The 18,723-nt window shown below is 40.7% G+C and carries 17 protein-coding genes and 1 pseudogene; 9 read left to right on the top strand and 9 right to left on the bottom strand.

The window, feature by feature from the left end; genetic code table 11:
* The first annotated feature begins 75 nt into the window (after positions 1-75).
* Both ACM0OS_RS23235 and ACM0OS_RS23230 read left to right on the top strand, forming a co-directional pair.
* Positions 76-894, top strand: coding sequence for a creatininase family protein (locus ACM0OS_RS23235; protein ID WP_414545545.1), 819 nt, complete (start codon positions 76-78; stop codon positions 892-894).
* Between the two features lie 135 nt (positions 895-1,029).
* Positions 1,030-1,530: a 2TM domain-containing protein gene (locus ACM0OS_RS23230; RefSeq protein WP_414545544.1), complete on the top strand. Its 501-nt coding sequence runs from the start codon at positions 1,030-1,032 to the stop codon at positions 1,528-1,530.
* A gap of 39 nt (positions 1,531-1,569) precedes the next feature.
* Here ACM0OS_RS23230 and ACM0OS_RS23225 read toward each other — a convergent pair whose 3' ends face one another.
* Together ACM0OS_RS23225 and ACM0OS_RS23220 are read right to left on the bottom strand one after the other, a co-directional pair.
* Positions 1,570-2,148 (bottom strand): Uma2 family endonuclease, encoded by a 579-nt coding sequence (locus ACM0OS_RS23225; RefSeq protein WP_414545543.1) that lies wholly within the window; start codon positions 2,146-2,148, stop codon positions 1,570-1,572.
* Positions 2,149-2,212: 64 nt separating this feature from the next.
* A complete protein-coding gene (locus tag ACM0OS_RS23220) occupies positions 2,213-2,836 on the bottom strand; it encodes an FMN-dependent NADH-azoreductase (protein ID WP_414545542.1) in 624 nt (207 codons plus the stop codon).
* Positions 2,837-2,987: 151 nt separating this feature from the next.
* Between ACM0OS_RS23220 and ACM0OS_RS23215 the strand changes: the two genes are divergently transcribed.
* The gene (locus tag ACM0OS_RS23215) at positions 2,988-3,326 is read left to right on the top strand and encodes a winged helix-turn-helix transcriptional regulator (protein WP_414545541.1); all 339 of its coding nucleotides are present in this window, start codon (positions 2,988-2,990) and stop codon (positions 3,324-3,326) included.
* Between the two features lie 22 nt (positions 3,327-3,348).
* Here the strand turns inward: ACM0OS_RS23215 and ACM0OS_RS23210 are convergent, their stop codons facing one another.
* From ACM0OS_RS23210 to ACM0OS_RS23195, 4 genes are all read right to left on the bottom strand, one after another.
* On the bottom strand, positions 3,349-3,738 hold the full coding sequence (locus ACM0OS_RS23210) for a salt stress protein, Slr1339 family (protein WP_414545540.1): 390 nt from the start codon (positions 3,736-3,738) through the stop codon (positions 3,349-3,351).
* A 46-nt stretch (positions 3,739-3,784) separates the two neighbouring features.
* Positions 3,785-4,390, bottom strand: a complete 606-nt coding sequence (locus tag ACM0OS_RS23205) for a vWA domain-containing protein (protein WP_414545539.1) — start codon at positions 4,388-4,390, stop codon at positions 3,785-3,787.
* Between the two features lie 25 nt (positions 4,391-4,415).
* Positions 4,416-5,021, bottom strand: coding sequence for a vWA domain-containing protein (locus tag ACM0OS_RS23200; protein WP_414545538.1), 606 nt, complete (start codon positions 5,019-5,021; stop codon positions 4,416-4,418).
* Between the two features lie 114 nt (positions 5,022-5,135).
* Positions 5,136-6,260 carry a site-2 protease family protein gene (locus ACM0OS_RS23195; protein ID WP_414545537.1) on the bottom strand — a complete coding sequence of 375 codons (1,125 nt, stop codon included), beginning with the start codon at positions 6,258-6,260 and terminating at the stop codon, positions 5,136-5,138.
* Between the two features lie 414 nt (positions 6,261-6,674).
* Here ACM0OS_RS23195 and ACM0OS_RS23190 point away from each other — a divergent pair, with 414 nt between their 5' ends.
* The gene (locus ACM0OS_RS23190) at positions 6,675-8,351 is read left to right on the top strand and encodes a vanadium-dependent haloperoxidase (RefSeq protein WP_414545536.1); all 1,677 of its coding nucleotides are present in this window, start codon (positions 6,675-6,677) and stop codon (positions 8,349-8,351) included.
* Between the two features lie 137 nt (positions 8,352-8,488).
* Positions 8,489-13,900 carry an AAA family ATPase gene (locus ACM0OS_RS23185; protein WP_414545535.1) on the top strand — a complete coding sequence of 1,804 codons (5,412 nt, stop codon included), beginning with the start codon at positions 8,489-8,491 and terminating at the stop codon, positions 13,898-13,900.
* A gap of 152 nt (positions 13,901-14,052) precedes the next feature.
* On the opposite strand, the gene ACM0OS_RS23180 is transcribed toward ACM0OS_RS23185, so the two are convergent.
* Both ACM0OS_RS23180 and holA read right to left on the bottom strand, forming a co-directional pair.
* Entirely contained in the window at positions 14,053-14,526 is a 474-nt protein-coding gene (locus tag ACM0OS_RS23180) for a DUF4168 domain-containing protein (RefSeq protein WP_414545534.1), read from the bottom strand.
* A 114-nt stretch (positions 14,527-14,640) separates the two neighbouring features.
* Entirely contained in the window at positions 14,641-15,633 is a 993-nt protein-coding gene (gene holA, locus ACM0OS_RS23175) for a DNA polymerase III subunit delta (protein ID WP_414545533.1), read from the bottom strand.
* 271 nt (positions 15,634-15,904) lie between these two features.
* Here holA and ACM0OS_RS23170 point away from each other — a divergent pair, with 271 nt between their 5' ends.
* Positions 15,905-16,399, top strand: coding sequence for an ureidoglycolate lyase (locus ACM0OS_RS23170; protein WP_414545532.1), 495 nt, complete (start codon positions 15,905-15,907; stop codon positions 16,397-16,399).
* 520 nt (positions 16,400-16,919) lie between these two features.
* Entirely contained in the window at positions 16,920-17,324 is a 405-nt protein-coding gene (locus ACM0OS_RS23165) for a two-component system response regulator (protein ID WP_414545531.1), read from the top strand.
* Positions 17,325-17,344: 20 nt separating this feature from the next.
* Here the strand turns inward: ACM0OS_RS23165 and ACM0OS_RS23160 are convergent.
* Positions 17,345-17,479, bottom strand: a pseudogene (locus ACM0OS_RS23160) (hypothetical protein); the annotation flags it as partial.
* 334 nt (positions 17,480-17,813) lie between these two features.
* Between ACM0OS_RS23160 and ACM0OS_RS23155 the strand changes: the two are divergent.
* Both ACM0OS_RS23155 and ACM0OS_RS23150 read left to right on the top strand, forming a co-directional pair.
* Complete coding sequence (locus ACM0OS_RS23155) at positions 17,814-18,449, top strand: recombinase family protein (RefSeq protein WP_414545530.1); 636 nt, start codon at positions 17,814-17,816, stop codon at positions 18,447-18,449.
* A 1-nt stretch (position 18,450) separates the two neighbouring features.
* On the top strand, positions 18,451-18,705 hold the full coding sequence (locus tag ACM0OS_RS23150; RefSeq protein ID WP_414545529.1) for a hypothetical protein: 255 nt from the start codon (positions 18,451-18,453) through the stop codon (positions 18,703-18,705).
* Positions 18,706-18,723: the final 18 nt, after the last annotated feature.

Raw genomic sequence — 18,723 nt, 5'->3', positions numbered from 1 at the left:
CTGCTCCCTGCTCCCTGCCCCCCTGCCTCTTCCCCCCATTTCCCGGTAACATAAAAATGACGCGACAGTAGTAAAATGCACAGCTTTATTCCCCCAGAACGCTTTTTTCCCTACCTCACTTGGACTGATATCCAGGCTATGCCAAATAAGGAAAATGTGGTGATCATTCAACCAGTTGGGGCAATTGAACAACATGGCCCTCATTTGCCGCTGATTGTCGATGCTGCCATTGGTGTAGGAGTTTTGGGAGAGGCCCTGAAAAAGTTGGACGCTAGCATTCCCGCTTATGCTCTACCTACTCTTTATTATGGTAAATCGAATGAGCATTGGCATTTTCCGGGAACGATTACTTTGAGTACGGAAACTTTGACAGCAACCATTATGGAAATGGGTGAAAGTATTTACCGTGCTGGGTTTAGAAAATTGGTGTTGATGAACTCCCACGGTGGACAACCCCAGGTGATGCAAATGGCGGCGCGAGATTTGCACGTTAAGTATGAAGACTTTTTGGTGTTTCCTCTGTTTACTTGGCGTGTGCCTAATATTACTAAAGAATTATTAACTCCCAAGGAAGCAGCCCAAGGAATGCACGCGGGAGATGCGGAAACTAGTATTATGCTGGCGATTTTGCCGGAACAGGTAAAAATGGATCAAGCCGTTGCTGAGTATCCACCGGAACCAACACAAAGCAGTTTACTAAGTTTAGAGGGGAAGTTACCTGTGTCTTGGGTGACAAAAGATATCAGTAAAAGTGGTGTCATTGGCGATGCTACAACCGCAACTAAAGAAAAAGGCGATCGCATCCTCGAATCTGTTTCTAATGGTTGGGTGCAAGTTATCCAGGATATTTACGCTTTGCGTCATGGAGATTGGGGCGTGGGGAGTAAAGACTAGGGACTGGGGAAAGTTTTTAGCAATGACTAATAACCAATGACTAATGACTAAATTTGTTAGTCTAGGGATAGTACCAGTCAATATTGTTGGTCAGTGACAAGTTCTTAGTAAAGGTCACATTAAGAGAAAATAATTATGACAACAGAACCTAAAAGCCTCCATTCTTATAGTCAAGAGGATGTGCAGCGTATTCTCCAGTTAGCGATCGCTCGTCAAGCTGATGATCAAAATAAAGAATTTTCTTATGAGCAACTGTTGGAAATTGCTACGGAGTTGGATATATCACCAAGTTCTTTAAATCTGGCGGAACAAGACTGGCGATCGCAATGCAGCGAAATCCAGCAGCGGCAAGCATTTAAGACTTACCGTATCAGCAGATTTAAAAAACGCGTTGGCAATTATGCGATCGTCAATGGTTTTTTAATCATGCTAGATTTGGTTACGGGTGGCGGTCTAACTTGGTCATTGTATATTTTATTATTTTGTGGACTAACATTAGGTTTGGATGTTTGGAATACTTTTCAAACTAAAGGTGAAGAGTATGAAATAGCTTTTCAAAAATGGTATCGCCAACATCAAATTAAACAAACCATTAATACAGTTGTTAGTCGCTGGTTTAAAGCATTACAAATATAATTATCATTTCTTCTCAATTACCGTTTTCGGTGTGGGAGTTTAGGTATTTATTCCAGCACGTTGAAAGATGGCGTGGGGGGTAATTTCTAATGTTGGTAGCAAATCATCAGTAATTATTTGATGACCTCGATACGTCATAGGAACAGAAGATGATGCAAATATAGTTATAGTTTTAGCTTTTGTGTCAATTACCCAAACGCGATCAACACCAGCTTTAAGATAATCAGTGGCTTTTTCAGTCATTTCACCAAATGTTTGACCAGGGGAAATAATTTCTACTACTAATTCTGGTGCGACAGGACAAGCTTCATCTTGTAACCAATCAGCTGCAAGACGGCTATAAGAAATATAAGTTAAATCAGGTATGGGCATCCAATCTTCATGATCCAGTTTTAATTTAACAGCCCATTCAACCACCACACGCCCTTGATTATTCAAATATTGGTCTAGAAGAATCAGTAAATATTTTTGTACCGTAGAATGAAAAAATTTAGGAGACATTTCATTGTCTTTATATTTGGGTACAGCTTCACCGTTAACAAATTCATATGTAATATCACCTTCAGGAAGTGCAAGAAATTCCTCTAAGGTCATACGTTTATTAGAAGACTGAACCATAGGGTTAAATGTGTGAATGAGTTTTATCTTATAAGAGGGGTTGCGAAAACCCCCATATTTAACGTTACCAGTTAGCCACGGCTTGGGCGATCGCCTCTTTTGCTGCGGCTAGAGATTTTGCACGGGAATCATCACCCGCATTTAAATTATCAGCATGGATAAAGGTAACATCTGTCAGTCCCATATACCCGAAAATTGCACGGAGGTAAGGTTCTTGGTAATCATAAGCTGCTTCAGGTGTTCCAGGGCGATAACTACCACCACGGGAAGTAATAACTAATACCTTTTTGCTGCTATCTACTAAACCTTGATAGCCATTGTCGGTAACTGCAAATGTGCGCCCTACACGGACAATTTGGTCAATGTAAGCTTTCAACTTCGAGGGGATACTAAAGTTATACATGGGTACGCCCAAGATGTAGCGATCGGCCGCGAGAAATTCATCAATTAAGCTATCGGATAACTTAATGGCTTCTGTGAGTTCGGGTGTGCGGTTATCAGGTGGTGTAAAAGCAGCAGCAATCCAGGATTCATCTACATGAGGTACAGGATGATGACCTAAATCTCGGTATGTGACTGTATCATTGAGATGAGTATCTTTCCAAGATGTGATCAGTTCATAGGAAAGCTGACGTGAAATAGAGCGTTCACCACGGGGACTAGTATCGATGTGCAGGATATTTGCCATAATTAAATTTTTCCAAAAGAATTACGTTGATGGCTATGCAATAAAGCAATAAAAATCAAAGAGCAAAAAAGTTACTCAATATAATTTAAATCGATTAAAGTTAATATGAAAAGTAGACACTTCAAAGTAAGATACTTACTCAAAAGTAACTATGAAAGCTGAATTACAACACGAGAACAGACTCACTTGTGAAGTTGAAACCACACTGAAGGTAATTGGTGGACGCTGGAAAGTTTTAATTATCAGAGAACTAATAGCTGGGGTAAAACGCTTTGGAGAATTACAACGAGCTTTGCCAGGAATTACCCAAAAAATGCTCACACAGCAACTAAGAGAAATGGAAGAAGACAGAATTATACATCGAGAAGTGTATGCACAAATCCCCCCAAAGGTAGAATATTCACTAACACCTATGGGGGAAAGTTTAAAACCTATTCTTTATGCTATGCATAATTGGGCTGTTGAACACTTTTCACAAATTAACGAGTAGTGTATTTGAGTATATTTTGAATTTATGAGTTGCTTTTTAAATATTCAATAGCCGCCTCTAATTTCGAGGGATAACCTTGAGCAAATCTTTCAAACCACAGTCCTTCTGATGAGAAAGGATCTAAATTTTCTAACCATGTTACTGCCTCAACTTTTAAAGTTTCTAGTTGTTGAGCTTTAATTTGTGCTAGGTGAATTTTTTCTTGTTCTAGTTCTTGCTGTTTTTTTAACTCTTCAGCTGCATCTTGGACTGCAAAATCAGCTTTAACTTCTGCTAAAAGGTTGTCTATTAAAGATGATGATTTAGACTCTTGGGTGCTAAAAGATTTAGCCACCTGTGAATGTTGTAAAGTGGGTTCATCTTCATCATATTCAGCTTTAAGTTGAGCTAACAGCTTATCAAGAGAATCCATACATAGTAGTTCCCAAATACACTAGGTACATTCTAGCCCTTAGCCCCTAGTCCGTAATAGCATTCAATAACACTTCCGATAAACTCAAATCTTCCATATCATCCATTGTAATGGTGTCGCAAATATCAAATTTAGCTCCAGCACTTTGCAGGTCATCATCTAAGACTTTTAAGAAGCGGGTAGCTTGGGCATCTGTACCCACTTGAATAAAAGAAATACCTAATTCTTCATCCCGATCCATTTTGCGAGAAGCTTCAATAATGACCTTCATTACGGCTTTTCGATCATCTGGTTCACCGTCAGTCACAACTAAAATAATTTCCCCATTGGGCTTAATTTGACCCGCACTTTTGCGTTGAAAATAATCATCAGTTGCGTGTTTTAACACACCAGCTAAATCTGTAGATCCCGAAGGGTCATTTTCTTGAAAAATTTGTGCGACTTTGCCGGCTGTCACATTCTCATAGCGTTTAAATCTACCAGAAAATAAATAAACAGTGATGCCATCTGGATCAAATTGATCGCATTTACTAGCTAAGGCTAAAGTAGATTCTTGGGCTGATACCCATCTGCTTCTACCACCTTTTTGATCTGGGGTGGCCATGCTACCGCTTTTATCAATAATTAGGGTATAGTCTCGATTTTCTAGCATTTCAATTCTCCATTTACTCAACGAATTAGTCAGTAATCGCGTTCATTAAGACATCTGCGAGACTCATATCTTCTAAGTCATCTAAAGTGACCGTATCACAAATATCGAATTTAGCGCCAACGCCTTGCAACTGATCATCTAAAGCTTTAAGAAACTTCGTAGCTTGGGAATCAGAACCTACTTGAATAAGCGAAACGCCCAATTCTTCATCCCTGTCCATCTGGCGAGTGGCTTGAATCACCACCTCAAATACGGCCCGGCGGTCATCGGGTTCGCCATCAGTAATTACTAATATTGTCTCGCCATTGGGCTTACTTTTACCGGCGGCTTTGCGTTGAAAATAATTATTGAAGGCATCTTGGAGTACACTGGCTAAATTTGTGGTTCCAGATGGGTCATTTTCTAGAAATATCTGTGCGACTTTGGCTGAGGTCACATCGTCGTAGCGTTTAAATCTGCCCGAAAATACATAAACTGTAATGCCATCGGGGTCAAATTGTTCACACTTTCGGGCTAAAGCCAGAGTAGATTCTTGGGCTATTTCCCATCTACTTCTACCGCCAACTTGGTCAGGGGTAGACATACTACCGCTTTTATCAATGATTAATGTGTAGTCGCGATCGCTCATCATGAATATTTCACCCTGTAATTATTAACCAGTCTAACCGTTGGGTGATAACACGACATTACCTCTTCATAAAAAAACTCCCCCAAATGCTGAGGGAGTATTGTTAAAGATTAATAACTATACAGGGTTTGGTTGAGTCGGATTTTGCAGTAGTTGAATAATCGCAGTTTTTTCCAAAATTCCCACCAATACACCGTTATCACGAATCACAGGCAGTGCAGATAACTTTTGTTGTTCGAGTAGTTGCACTACTTCTAACAGGGGTTGATCTGATGTCACTGTGGTAGTTTGGGCAATGGGTTTCATGAGTTCTCTAACTGGAGTCTCTGACCACTGGGTTGTGGGAATGATTCGCAAGTCATCAATATTGATTGCACCTACCAATTTTCCGCTTTCATCAGTGACTAAGAATCGTCGCCAGTCTTGATTATTTAAAATTCGTTGGTCAGCAAACTCTCTGAGGCTAAGATCGGCAGAAACAATAGGGCTATTGAGAGTTACCGCATCTGCTGCTGTTAAACCTGTGAATTTTTCTTGCACTCTGGCAAATTGCGCTGAGTTACCTGCATTCTGTAGCAAGAAGAAACCGATTAACAAATTCCAGAAGTTAGCGAAGCTACCAAAGAATAATAGGGGAATTAAACCAGAGGCGATCGCTACCCAACCAAATACTTGTCCCACTCGACTGGCGAAAGCTACACCCTTATAAGGATTGCCTGTAACTTTCCACACAGCAGCCTTGAGGATATTACCACCATCCAAGGGCAAGCCAGGAATCAAGTTAAATAATGCCAATGCCAAGTTAACAGAAGCGAGAACACCAAGAATAGCTGCGGCTGCTCCTGTGGCTGCGGTGGTGACACCAATGACTGTAAAGACACCACATAATAGTAGGCTAACTAACGGCCCGGCGATCGCTACCCAAAATGCTTCACCTGGGGTTTCTGATTCTTTTTCTAGACTAGCCAAGCCACCAAAGATAAACAATGTAATAGATTTAACATCAATTCCTTGGCGAATGGCGACAAAGCTATGTCCTAATTCATGGGCGACGACAGAGGCAAACAACAACAACGCTGTCATCAATCCCAGTGTTAAAGTTAATCCCCCAGATAACCAGGGAAACTGCGCCGCTAGTCCACTGCTATAACTCCAAGCTACCAAGCCCAGAACTAAAAACCACGACGGATGGATATAGAAGGGAATCCCGAAGAGATTACCAACGCGAATTGTGCCATTCATGCCGTACACCTTTAAATTAATACGCGAGAGATTTGCTTTAACTCCTCTCGATGTCTTTATTGTAACGGAATGTTAAGGAGCTTTAATCTTTCTCAAGGTGGTGGTGTCCGTCCCTTCTGGGGCGGTTTTTAGGAACTTTGGGAAAAATATCCCAACTTTTCCGAAATGCTGTGCAGGCAATTAGTAGATATCGGTGTGTTCAACAAACACAAGTTATTCAAGTTTGAAAAGAACCTGTGCTTATCTAACCTGAATAACTGAGATTTTCCAGCATCGGACTGTATAAATCTACTTTTCCAATATTGTCAAACAGTCTCGTTAGACCTACTAGGCAAGCATATCGGGAATTTCAGGCGTATCTACTTATTAGTTTTTTTGCCTCATTCTATTAAAATTCTCAAGGAACTTCACATTATGAAAAACGAGCGTCCAGAGCGTCCAACACGTCCAGAGCGTCCAGAGCGTCCAGAGCGTCCAGAACGTCCAGGTCGTCCAGAGCGTCCAGACTGTCAGGAACTGGGACCGGAAAATAAGAAACAACGGCAGCAGTCATCTCGCACAATCCGCCGTCAAGCAGCCCAAATTGCCTTTAACAGAGGGATTAAAGACCATGTTTGTAATGGTGAAGAACAGGAATATCGGGGTGCAGATGGATCACCTAACTATATTGCTAACTTCTCCAAAGGTTTGCCACACAATGAACTGGGTGAAGTAGACCCCAAAGCCTACAAAGCCCTACTCAAAGCTTTAGAAAGCGGCAAACCACAAGACTTTGATGCTATTCCTCTGGGCAAAGGTCGCCCGTTGACTAATCCGCAAGCTGGGCTAGGTTTTGACCTACAAGGGCCTGACGGTCATGCAATTACTATCTCTCCAGCACCCCGCATTGATTCACCTCTCAACTCAGGGGAAGCGGCGGAAGTTTATTGGATGGCGCTGTTGCGGGATATTAACTTTACTGACTTTAACCAAAGTCCAGAAGTAGCAGAAGCGATCGCAGATTTATCCCAATTTTCTGATTTTCAGGGGCCAAAGGTAGGCGGGAAAATTACCCCAGAGACTCTTTTTCGAGGTAATTATGCTGGTGATTTAGTTGGCCCTTACATTTCTCAGTTTTTGCTCAAGGATATTCCCTACGGTTCCCTGACAATTTCCCAAAGACAGGAAACTGTCGTGTCAGATATTAATTACATGACTGAATATGACGAGTGGCTAAATGTGCAGAACGGCGGGAAATCAGGTCAAGATAAATTTGATCCACAACGCCGCTATATCCGCAACATTCGAGATATCGGTCAGTATGTCCACGTCGATGCTCTCTATGAAGCTTACCTAAATGCTTGTCTGATTCTTTTAGGGCTAAATGCCCCAGAGGATGAGGGTAACCCCTATAAGAACTCGAAAAATCAAATTGGATTTGGCACCTTCGGTGGGCCACACGTTCTCAGTTTAGTAACTGAAGTGGCAACCCGCGCCCTCAAAGCTGTATGGTTCCAAAAATGGTATGTGCATCGCCGCCTGCGTCCAGAAGCATTTGGTGGACTAATTCATAACCATCTGACTGGAAGGGCAAAATATCCGATTGATCAAGAGATTCTTAACTCCAGTGCATTGGAAAAAGTCCATAACCTCTATGGTACTTATTTACTACCAATGGCATTTCCTGAAGGTTCTCCTACCCATCCCGCCTATGGTGCTGGACATGCTACGGTAGCCGGTGCTTGTGTGACCATTCTCAAAGCTTGGTTTGATGAATCATCTGTAATTACCCAGCCAGTGGTTCCCAATGCAGATGGTACAGAACTAGTGGCATACACTGGCGCTGATGCTGGAAAACTGACTGTCGGTGGTGAGTTGAACAAAGTGGCTGCCAATATTTCACTTGGTCGTGATGGGGCTGGTGTTCACTGGCGCACTGATTATACTGAATCAGTCAAACTAGGTGAACAAATAGCAATTGGACTTCTGCAAGAGCAGTCACTTACTTATAACGAAGATAACTTTTTCACGCTCACTAAATTTGATGGCACAAAAGTCAAAATTTCTCGTCACGAGGTCAAACATTTAATGAATGACAGTGAAAATGATTAATAGTTATTAATTAGGCATCATTAATAATTAATTCTTACCCTCGACTTCGGGGGTATTTTTTTTGATGTATTTAAGGAGTTTATGGGAATACTAACCTTATGAAGCAAAGACAATTTTGCACCATGAGGTAAATATAAATGACTACCGCGAGCCGCACCCCTATCATCCCCGGATATCAAATTAGCGAACAAGTGTATGCAGGCTCCAGAACCAAAGTATATCGAGCTATTCGCCAGCAAGATGCACTGGCAGTAGTCATCAAACTTTTAGCTTCTGAATATCCTAGCTGCAATGAGTTATTACAATTTCGCAACCAATACACCATTGGCAAAAGTCTCACTATCCCTGGTATTATTCATCCCTTATCTTTAGAAGATTATGGTAATGGTTATATTTTAGTAATGGCAGATACAGGGGAAATTTCTTTACAAGCTTATATCGAAATCAATAATCTTCCCCTTGATGAATTTTTGGACATCGCCATCCAATTAAGCTATATTCTCGACGATTTACACCAAAATCGGATTATTCATAAAGATATCAAACCTGCTAATATTTTAATTCATCCAGAAACAAAAAAAGTTCAACTAATTGACTTTAGTATCGCTTCATTACTCCCCAAAGAAACCCTAGAAATCAAAAGCCCGAATGTTTTAGAAGGAACCCTTGCATATATTGCCCCAGAACAGACTGGCAGAATGAACCGAGGGATTGATTACCGTAGTGATTTTTATTCTCTGGGTGTGACTTTTTATGAATTATTAACCGGAGAATTACCATTTATCTCTGATGACCCGATGGAGTTGGTGCATTGTCATCTGGCGAAAATGCCGACTACATTAGGAAACAAAGAAGAGATTCCCCAAGTGCTGTCGGATATCGTCATGAAATTAATGGCGAAAAATGCCGAAGATAGGTATCAAAGTGCTTTGGGATTAAGGCAGGATTTAGAAACTTGTTTATCTCAATTAAAAAATACTGGCAAAATTATAGATTTTCCCATTGCTCAACGGGATGTGTGCGATCGCTTTCTCATTCCTGAAAAACTTTATGGGCGAGAAGCAGAAGTTCAGATATTGCTAGATGCCTTTGCGCGGGTATCCAATGGCAAAACAGAAATGATTTTGGTGGCCGGGTTTTCAGGTATTGGTAAAACTGCCGTTGTCAATGAAGTCCACAAACCCATTACCCGTCAGCACGGTTATTTCATCAAAGGTAAATTTGACCAGTTCAATCGCAACATTCCCTTTTCTGCCTTTGTCCAATCCCTGGGGGATTTGATGGGGCAATTGTTATCGGAATCTGACGCGCAATTGGCGCAATGGCGAGCCAAAATTCTGGAAGTTGTGGGAGACAATGGACAAGTTCTAATTGAGGTGATTCCTGAATTAGAAAGAATTATCGGCAAACAACCACCTGCACCAAATCTTTCGGGAACAGCCGCCCAGAATCGGTTTAACTTATTATTCCAAAAGTTTATTGAAGTCTTGACAACAGCCGAACATCCTTTAGTCATGTTTCTGGATGACTTACAGTGGGCAGATTTAGCTTCTCTACAGTTGATTAAACTGCTGATGGGGGATAAGGGGAATTTGCTGTTGTTGGGTGCTTATCGGGACAATGAAGTTTCACCTGTACATCCGTTGATGTTGACGGTGGAGGAACTGAAGCAAATTGGCAAGACTGTCAATACAATTACCCTCGCTCCCCTCACCTTGAGTGATACCAATCAATTGGTGGCAGATACCTTACATTGTGCGACAGAGCGATCGCTTCCGCTAACAGAGTTAATTGATCGCAAAACTCAAGGCAATCCCTTTTTTATTACGCAGTTTCTCAAAGCGTTACACGAAGACGGAGAGATTACCTTTAACCCCCCTCAGTCCCCCCTGAGTCAAGGGGGTTGGGAATGTGATATTGTCCAAATCAACGCCCTATCCCTCACCGATGATGTGGTGGAATTTATGGCGCAGCAGTTGCAGAAATTGCCCAGGGAAACCCAAAATATCCTCAAGTTAGCAGCTTGTATAGGTAACCAGTTTGATTTAGCAACCTTGGCCATTGTTTCTGAACAGTCTCAAACTAATGCTGGTATAGCATTATGGAAAGCCCTGCAAGATGAATTGATTTTGCCCACTAGCCAGGTTTATAAGTTCTTTCAGTCAGATAGTGCAGAACATTCAGATTCCGAAAAAATCATTAACGATCAGTCTGTTAATTTAACTTATCGCTTTTTGCACGATCGCGTCCAACAAGCTGCCTATTCCCTAATTCCTGAGCCGCAAAAACAAGCAACTCACCTCAAGATTGGACAATTACTATTGACTAATACATTGGCAGTAGCTAGAGAAAGCCGCATTTTTGATATTGTCAATCAGCTAAATATGGGAATTGAATTGATTGATGAACCATCTCAACGAGAGCAACTAGCTCAGTTAAACTTGATGGCTGGACATAAGGCTAAAGCTGCTACGGCGTATAATGCTGCTGTTAATTATTTAAACACAGCCTTAAAACTTTTAAATCCAGATAGTTGGCAACAGGAATATGATTTCACTTTGAAATTGTATGAATTATTGGCAGAGTCAGAATATTTAAATACTAATTTTGATACTTCGACAAATCTCATTCAACAAACACTTTTATATGCTAAAAATCCCTTAGATAAAGTTAAAGTTTATGAAATTCAAATTCAATCATACACAGCACAAAATAAATTACTAGAAGCCATAGATGTAGGCAGAGAAGCTTTAGGGTTCCTGGGTGTAGATTTCCCTCACGCCTGTGATTTTGAAACAATGCTTGCCGAACACCAAAAGTTAAAAATTATTTTAGGCGATCGCCCCATTGAAAACCTAGCCGATTTACCGAATTTGGACGAGCCGCAGCAATCGGCGGCGCTGCGGATTTTAGTTGGTTTATTTGCCTCTGTGTATTTAGCCAAACCTGAGTTGTTACCCTTAAAGATATTCACGATGGTGAAAATCTGTATTCAATATGGTAACTCTCCCCAAGCAGCGATCGCCTATAGTCTTTATGGGTTGTTCCTATGTGCCACTGGAGAAATTGAACGGGGATATAAATTTGGTCAACTAGCAACTATTATTTTAGATAAGTTACAAGCCAAAGAATTAACTAGTAAAGTTAATCTGACTTTTGCTCTGTTTATTAAACATTGGCAAGACTCAATTCGTTCCATTCTACCTGTATTTTTAGCAGGTCTTACCAGCGGGCTAGAAAATGGCGATTTAGAATATGTGGGATATTGTGCAAATTGCTATTGCCAGTTTTTATTTTGGACTGGAGACAATCTTGAATTTGCCGAATCTGAAGCGAATAAATATTGCCTGCTCATAGAAGATATCAAGCAAGAAGTTTCTTTAGTTTGGGCCAATACATGGCGACAAACTGTCATCAATCTCCGGGGCAAAACAGAAAATCCCACGCTGCTGATTGGCTCCTGTTTTAATGAAGTTACAACTTTACCGTCTTTAATCCAAAGTCACAATGTCAATGGAATTTGCTATGTTTATTTAGCAAAACTATTGCTGTCTTATTTATTTGGAGATGAGCAAAGTGCCACAGAATATGCTAGAAAATTTGAAGCATATGAACAGGGTGCTGCTGGTTTATTGATTATTCCGTTAAAGAATTTTTATCAATCCCTCAGTCTGCTTTCATTATGTGGAGATACAGCACAAAAAACTCTGGCTTTAGAGAAGATTACCGCCAATCAAAAGTCTATGGAGATATGGGCATACCATGCTCCCATGAACTACTTGCACAAGTTCCAACTTGTAGAAGCTGAAACCTATCGGGTTTTAGGCAAAAACTATACAGCCGGGGATTGGTATGATCGCGCCATTGCCGGAGCTAAAGAAAACGGCTATCTCCAAGAAGAAGCCCTCAGTAACGAGCTAGCAGCTAAGTTTTACCTGGCTTGGGGTAAAGAAAAAGTTGCAGCAGGTTACATGCAAGAAGCTTACTATTGCTACGCCCGTTGGGGAGCTAAAGCAAAAACAGACGATTTAGAACATTGCTACCCCCACTTATTGCGCCCCATTCTCCAGCAAGCAGCGCCAACCCTCAACCCACTAGAAACCCTGGCTTCTCTTTCTACCTCCAATGTTTCGATTCACGCCTCCACCAAAGCCAGTCGCTCTTCTAGCTCTAGCATCAATACTGCTCTAGATTTTGCAGCCATTCTCAAAGCCTCTCAAAGCCTCTCCAGCACCATTCAATTGGATGAATTGCTACACCAACTGACTCAGGTGATTCTACAAAACTCAGGAGGCGATCGCTGTGTTTTAATTTTGCCCCATAGTGATGGTAACTGGTACCTGAAAGCCATTGCTACACCAGAAACCACAAAACTTTGTGTCCAAACCTTAGAGAGCAATGCTAATGTACCCTTGAAGTTGATTCAGTATGTCAAACACACCCAAGAAGTAGTAGTAATTGATCATCTGAAAACAGACTTGGCTATCATTGATGACTATTTAATTCAGCAACATCCCAAAAGTGTATTGTGCTTGCCGATTCTCAATCAAGGCAACTTAATTGGCATTTTGTATTTACAGAATTGCTCAACCAGTGGTGTATTTACGAGCGATCGCATTCTCATTCTCAACTTCTTATGTACTCAAGCGGCTATTTCTCTGGAAAATGCCCGACTTTATCAACAAGCCCAAGGCTATGCTCAACAGTTGGAACAAACCCAACTCCAGATTGTCCAAAATGAAAAAATGGCATCTCTGGGTAACTTAGTTGCCGGAGTTGCCCACGAAGTTAATAATCCTATCGGTTTTCTTCATGGTAGTATTAGCAACGCTCAAGAATACATCCAGGATTTAATCGGACATCTGGAACTTTATCAACAACACCATCCCCAACCAGTCGCACCGATTCAACAAAACGCCAAAGATATTGATTTAGAATTTTTGATTGAAGACCTACCCAAGTTACTCAATTCGATGACGGGAGCAACTAACCGTATCACATCCATTAGTACTAGTCTGCGTACCTTTTCCCGTGCTGACACTGATCATAAAGTGACGGCTAACCTGCATGAAGGTCTTGATAGTACCCTACTGATTTTAAAATACCGCATTAAAGCTAACGAACATCGTCCTGCCATCATTATTTATCAAGAATACGGTGAAATACCGTTAATCCCATGCTTTCCCGGTCAATTAAACCAAGTATTTATGAATATCTTGGCCAATGCCATTGATATGTTTGACGAGATGGCACAAATGCGTACATTTACCGAACTCCAAGCTCATCCCCAAACAATTACTATCCGCACAGGGGTTACTAAAAACCAAATTTATACCAGAATTAGTGATAACGGTAAAGGCATGAGTCCAGAAGTCAAAGAAAAAATATTTGACCATTTATTTACGACAAAAGAAGTTGGTAAAGGTACTGGTTTAGGACTAGCTATTGCCCGGCAAATTGTGGAAGAAAAACATGGCGGTATAATTGAAGTAAATTCTGTTGTGGGAGAGGGTACGGAATTTGCAATTTTGATTCCCAGCGAATCATGACGAATAATCTTAATGATCCTTTTGGATTTATGGGTGTGTTAGACAACAGCGAACCGGCCTGACTTACAAATGTTGTGTCATGAAGATTATTTGACAATAAATAATCCTCACCCTCGGCTAAATCCGGGGGTATCTATTTTCATGCGTTTATATTACCGAGATTCTGGAGTTTTTTGCAGACGAATTAAGCTGTTGTAAACTTGTCTTTTTAAGTTGTTGTTATTTTGTAGCTCAACAGTAATATTATTAAACCGATCAATACTCAGACCATTTTCTTCGACTATTTGTTGAGAGCGGTTACAGTAATTCACGGCGATGGTTTGAGCCTTGCGTGGTAAAGCGCTCATACTGTTGGGATCGTTACAAACAATCCTCGGCATATCTCCACTCCCAACTAATCTCTTAATTTCTTCAAAGGCTTGTTGACGGGGTGTTTCCATTGCCAACACAGCTTGAGCATAGCTGTCAATATCAGCATTGTTAACTGATGCTGTTTGTGCGCCGGCTTTGCTACTGAAAGTTAAACTGCCAACCACACTAGCTGTGGCAATCATGCCGAAAAATAAGCTTTGGGAAAGTAGATGTGACAAGCGATTTTGGCAAAACAAATTAGTAATTCTTTTCATAAGGTGTATGACACAGAACCATAGTAGGGAGATGTTAATGGCTTTGAATTATTTTAGGAGCGAGAAGTTCCAGGCAACCAGATGTCAATTAAATTTTGAGATAAATTTTTATAGTTAATATCCGTGTTGGCATACTTGACACAGTTCTATTACTTTGGTTTGCAATGCCGAGACTTCTGTGGAACCTTGTTTGAGACTAACTTCTAACTCTAGCAGTAGCGGTAAGCAGGAGATTAGTTGTTGCACAGAAAGTGATTTGACTTCTTGCTGTAGAAAGTAAATACGTTTGGGGTTGCTAATTTCCACAGCTTGGGCGATCGCTTGAGGATTACGTTCACCGCTTTCTATAGCCATCTTTACCAATAACCAAGTCCGAAATTGTCCAATCAAAGTCGCAATTATCCGCAATCCCGGTTCAGCAGCATTCATGAGATCCGCCAAAATAGTCAAGGCTTTAGCTGTATCTCCCATTCTAATTGCTGTGGCCAATTGTAGGCTATTTTGTGTAGTATTTCTGACTAATTGCGTAATTGTATCTACGTCTAAAGGTTTACGGGTATCTGAGGTATAAAGACGTAACTTCTCAATTTCGTTATCCAGTAGCCTTGTATCATTACCTACAGCCTGGGCTAAAAATTCCGCAGTTTGGGGAGTTAGTTTTACTCCTGCTGTTTGAGCCGCTTGATTGACAGACTGGACTAGCAATTCTGTCTTCCAGGGTGGAATGAGGGGAAATTCGCGGAACTCATGAGCTAGTTTCTTCAGCAGTTTTGTGGATTTGAGGCGTTCGTCTGGTTTATTGCGACTGGTAAGTAATAAAAATGAGTTTTCGGGGATGACTGGTAAGGTGCGTATGAGTTCTGCTAAGACATTTTCTGGACAATGCTGACAAAGGGTAGTATTCATTAGCCAAACTAAACGTCCACCAGCGCCAAAGGCTGGTGTCATGACTTGATTTAATGCTGCAATTGCCGCATCTGGTTGATCGGGAGATAATAAGGTGTAGTTAAAGTTTGTCCAGAGAGGATCAAGGATGCGATCGCGCAATGTTGTCACCGCTTTTTCAATTGCAAAATCATCTTCACCCCAGTAAACATAAATTGGCATAGATCAAGTTTAGGAATTAGGCATAATATCAGCACCTTTTCAGCCAGATGTCTTAAGAAAAGGGGTGTTTGTCATAGTAAAATTGAATTTCCACTATAGCAATATAGCAATTTTCTTCTGCGTTATCAAAGTTATTTTTTTTACAAGCCGCAAAGTACGCACGCGCGTAGTGATGCCTGCAAGGGCTGTAGTACACGAAGAAGAAGAGTAAGAGAAAAATACAGAGTTTTATGATTCTGAAAATTTGATTTTTAAATTAATAAAATTAATTATGAATACATCACAAACAGTACAGCAATTACAACCTGAATGGATAAATTCAGAAAATTTTCGGCGTTATGGACAAGTAATTTTTCCTAGCCCAGATGGTAAAAACTTTGGTGTAGAAGATGCCCAATTAAATTTAAACAATGGAACACCGCGCTTTTATATTATGAGACTGGAAAAAAGAGGGCGTAAGTTTCATAAAATTACTCGTCATTTGCAATGTACGCAATGTTTAGGGTCTTTGGAGGGTAAGGATTGGTTAATTGCAGTTTGTCCTCCCCATAATGACTTGCAAGAACCAGTATTAGCAGAAATTGCAGCTTTCCGCATTCCCGGCAACTGTTTTATTAAGTTGCACGAAGGAACTTGGCACGCTGGCCCCTATTTTGAGCATGAGGTGGTGGATTTTTATAATTTAGAGCTTGCTGATACTAATGTAGTAGACCATTTCACCCATGATTTTTTACAAAGTCGTCAGGTAGCATTTGAGATGGTGTAGGCAATTATTCAAGTAACTTGATTCTGTGTCTAAAATAACAGATGTTTCTGATATATCGGACTCCTATCCCCATATGGGTAGATTTACCCGCAGCCAGGATCAGCACGAAGTTTGTCAATAGCTTTGATTAATGGTGTCGGCAAAGTATGAGCGTATATTTACTGTTGTTTTTCCTAGCTTTCAGTATATATTCTGTTTCATGCCAACTTTGTTCTGACTTGCCTACTTTTTCTAAGATTAAGTATTGTTAAGCTTTTAGTAAAAAATTAATACTTTATTTACGAAAAATTACTGCTTGATTCAATTTAAATTTATGATGTTCATGGTGGTATTTGCTTGACATAACTACTAGTTTGTTAACATCTACCCTCAATTTGAGTGTAAACACACAACCTAGTAAACTTGATACGAGCTAGTCTATTTCAAGCCGCATTCTGCCGCCTGAAGGAAACCTCGTACATCCCCACCTAAAAAATTAATTCTGGGTGTATGACCTTTCTGAAAGAGCGACTATTTATTTATGTACAAACAACCGTTAATTTTGGTTGTAGAACAAAATCTGAATAACTTAGAACTGCTAGATTCTTACCTGAAAAAATTAAATTTCTCATGTATTTGTGCCACCAAAGGATTGAGGGGAATGATATTAGCACAAACTCATCAACCTGATTTAATTATTTTAGATATGATGTTATGTGATTTAAATAGCAGTCAAGTAATTGATTACCTCAAACACAACAAAAAAACCGCAACTATTCCTATAATTTCGGTAATACCTTTAGCTTCTGCACAAAATATGAATTGTCTTTGCTTAACAGGTGCAGATGATTATATTACCAAACCCTATGATTTAAGTAGATTGGAAATAGTTATTAATCGCCATCTCCATCGGGTAAGTACTTCAAATTTGGGCGTTGCTGATTAATGGGATGATTTTTGTTGGGCAATAATTCCCACACCGCCTTCTTGTGCCGTTTGGATACACACCTCAATCCCTTGTATTAAATAAGGACGACAGGTGCAAATATCCGAGCCAAAGACATTAGAACCGTTGCATTCATCATGTACCCGCACAGCTACATGTAGCGAACTGCAAACATAAACGCTTCAAACTGCAAACAAGGCAATTTTCAAACCACATTATCTGCAAATAAGAGGGGTCTCAAAACCACATTATCTGCAAATGAAACCACATTATTTGCAAACAAACCACATTATTTGCAAATGAAACCACATTAACTGCAAATAAGCCGTAACCCCTGCGGTGATTGGGTTAGGAGATTTATCGCCTCAAGAGTGTCCAAATTATAAGAACTTTTATACTGGACATATATGTACGCTTTTCGTGGTTTAATTTGAACTAATACCGTTCGATTAAATCTATAAAGCTGTTTAAACCGACAGCCATTCGGGTATGGCCATTTATGCTTATCTGAGGGTCTCCAGCGACAAACAAGACGTACACAACCAACGACATGGCATTTTAGAATATGCCAACATCCATGCTTTAAGTCCCATCCAGTTTGTAGAGGACACAATTTCTGGACGGGAGAAATGGGTAGAGCGAGGTGTAGGACAACTACTGAATCAAACTGCTCTTGAATCCGATGTAGTCATTTTTTCAGAAGTGAGTCGGATGGCACGCTCCACCCTACAAGTACTAGAAATGCTGGAGTGCTGCGTCCGCCGAGGAATCAATGTCCATATCGCCAAACAAGGAATGGTACTGGATGACTCAATGCAAAGTCGAATCACAGCAACGGTTTTAGGTTTGGCAGCAGAAATCGAGCGGGAATTGATTGTACTCAGAACAACCGAAGCACTAGCCAAACGGAAAGCTGAAGGAAAAACATTAGGGCGACCCAAAGGACGACAATCCACACATTTGAAACTGGACACAAGGGAAGCAGAAATTCGCAGTTATTTAGCCAAAGGCATTAGCAAACGCTCCATTGCGAAACTAGTTGATTGTTCACCTTCCACACTCTACGATTGGTTGTCACGCAAACATCTCCACCCACGCCACAATACATTGGTGGAGAAATCATAGGATGCCAAAGAAACAAATACCAATTGATGCCATCGTAGACCTTCGTCGTCGCTTAGAACAACTACCACCGCGCAGTCCATCTCGTCGGGTATTAGTCCAAGAAATAGCTCAAATATATGGCATCTCCGAAGATACTGTGTATCGAACACTACGAGAAGGTAATGTTGTTCGCTCAGTGCGCCGCGTTGATTGTGATATACCGCGCGTGATTCCGAAAGCCGGCCTAGTAGTCTGTCAAATACAAGATGACGGATAATGGGAGATATATTTTCCA

The organism is Nostoc sp. CCY0012, from assembly GCF_963920855.1.
GTDB lineage: Bacteria > Cyanobacteriota > Cyanobacteriia > Cyanobacteriales > Nostocaceae > Cyanocohniella.
This window is presented reverse-complemented; position numbering and strand designations above follow the sequence as displayed.

Coding starts and splice junctions, on each gene's coding strand:
- ACM0OS_RS23235 (WP_414545545.1), top strand. CDS start 76: ATGCACAGCTTTATTCCCCCAGAACGCTTTTTTCCCTACCTCACTTGG.
- ACM0OS_RS23230 (WP_414545544.1), top strand. CDS start 1,030: ATGACAACAGAACCTAAAAGCCTCCATTCTTATAGTCAAGAGGATGTG.
- ACM0OS_RS23225 (WP_414545543.1), bottom strand. CDS start 2,148: ATGGTTCAGTCTTCTAATAAACGTATGACCTTAGAGGAATTTCTTGCA.
- ACM0OS_RS23220 (WP_414545542.1), bottom strand. CDS start 2,836: ATGGCAAATATCCTGCACATCGATACTAGTCCCCGTGGTGAACGCTCT.
- ACM0OS_RS23215 (WP_414545541.1), top strand. CDS start 2,988: ATGAAAGCTGAATTACAACACGAGAACAGACTCACTTGTGAAGTTGAA.
- ACM0OS_RS23210 (WP_414545540.1), bottom strand. CDS start 3,738: ATGGATTCTCTTGATAAGCTGTTAGCTCAACTTAAAGCTGAATATGAT.
- ACM0OS_RS23205 (WP_414545539.1), bottom strand. CDS start 4,390: ATGCTAGAAAATCGAGACTATACCCTAATTATTGATAAAAGCGGTAGC.
- ACM0OS_RS23200 (WP_414545538.1), bottom strand. CDS start 5,021: ATGATGAGCGATCGCGACTACACATTAATCATTGATAAAAGCGGTAGT.
- ACM0OS_RS23195 (WP_414545537.1), bottom strand. CDS start 6,260: ATGAATGGCACAATTCGCGTTGGTAATCTCTTCGGGATTCCCTTCTAT.
- ACM0OS_RS23190 (WP_414545536.1), top strand. CDS start 6,675: ATGAAAAACGAGCGTCCAGAGCGTCCAACACGTCCAGAGCGTCCAGAG.
- ACM0OS_RS23185 (WP_414545535.1), top strand. CDS start 8,489: ATGACTACCGCGAGCCGCACCCCTATCATCCCCGGATATCAAATTAGC.
- ACM0OS_RS23180 (WP_414545534.1), bottom strand. CDS start 14,526: ATGAAAAGAATTACTAATTTGTTTTGCCAAAATCGCTTGTCACATCTA.
- holA (WP_414545533.1), bottom strand. CDS start 15,633: ATGCCAATTTATGTTTACTGGGGTGAAGATGATTTTGCAATTGAAAAA.
- ACM0OS_RS23170 (WP_414545532.1), top strand. CDS start 15,905: ATGAATACATCACAAACAGTACAGCAATTACAACCTGAATGGATAAAT.
- ACM0OS_RS23165 (WP_414545531.1), top strand. CDS start 16,920: ATGTACAAACAACCGTTAATTTTGGTTGTAGAACAAAATCTGAATAAC.
- ACM0OS_RS23155 (WP_414545530.1), top strand. CDS start 17,814: ATGGCCATTTATGCTTATCTGAGGGTCTCCAGCGACAAACAAGACGTA.
- ACM0OS_RS23150 (WP_414545529.1), top strand. CDS start 18,451: ATGCCAAAGAAACAAATACCAATTGATGCCATCGTAGACCTTCGTCGT.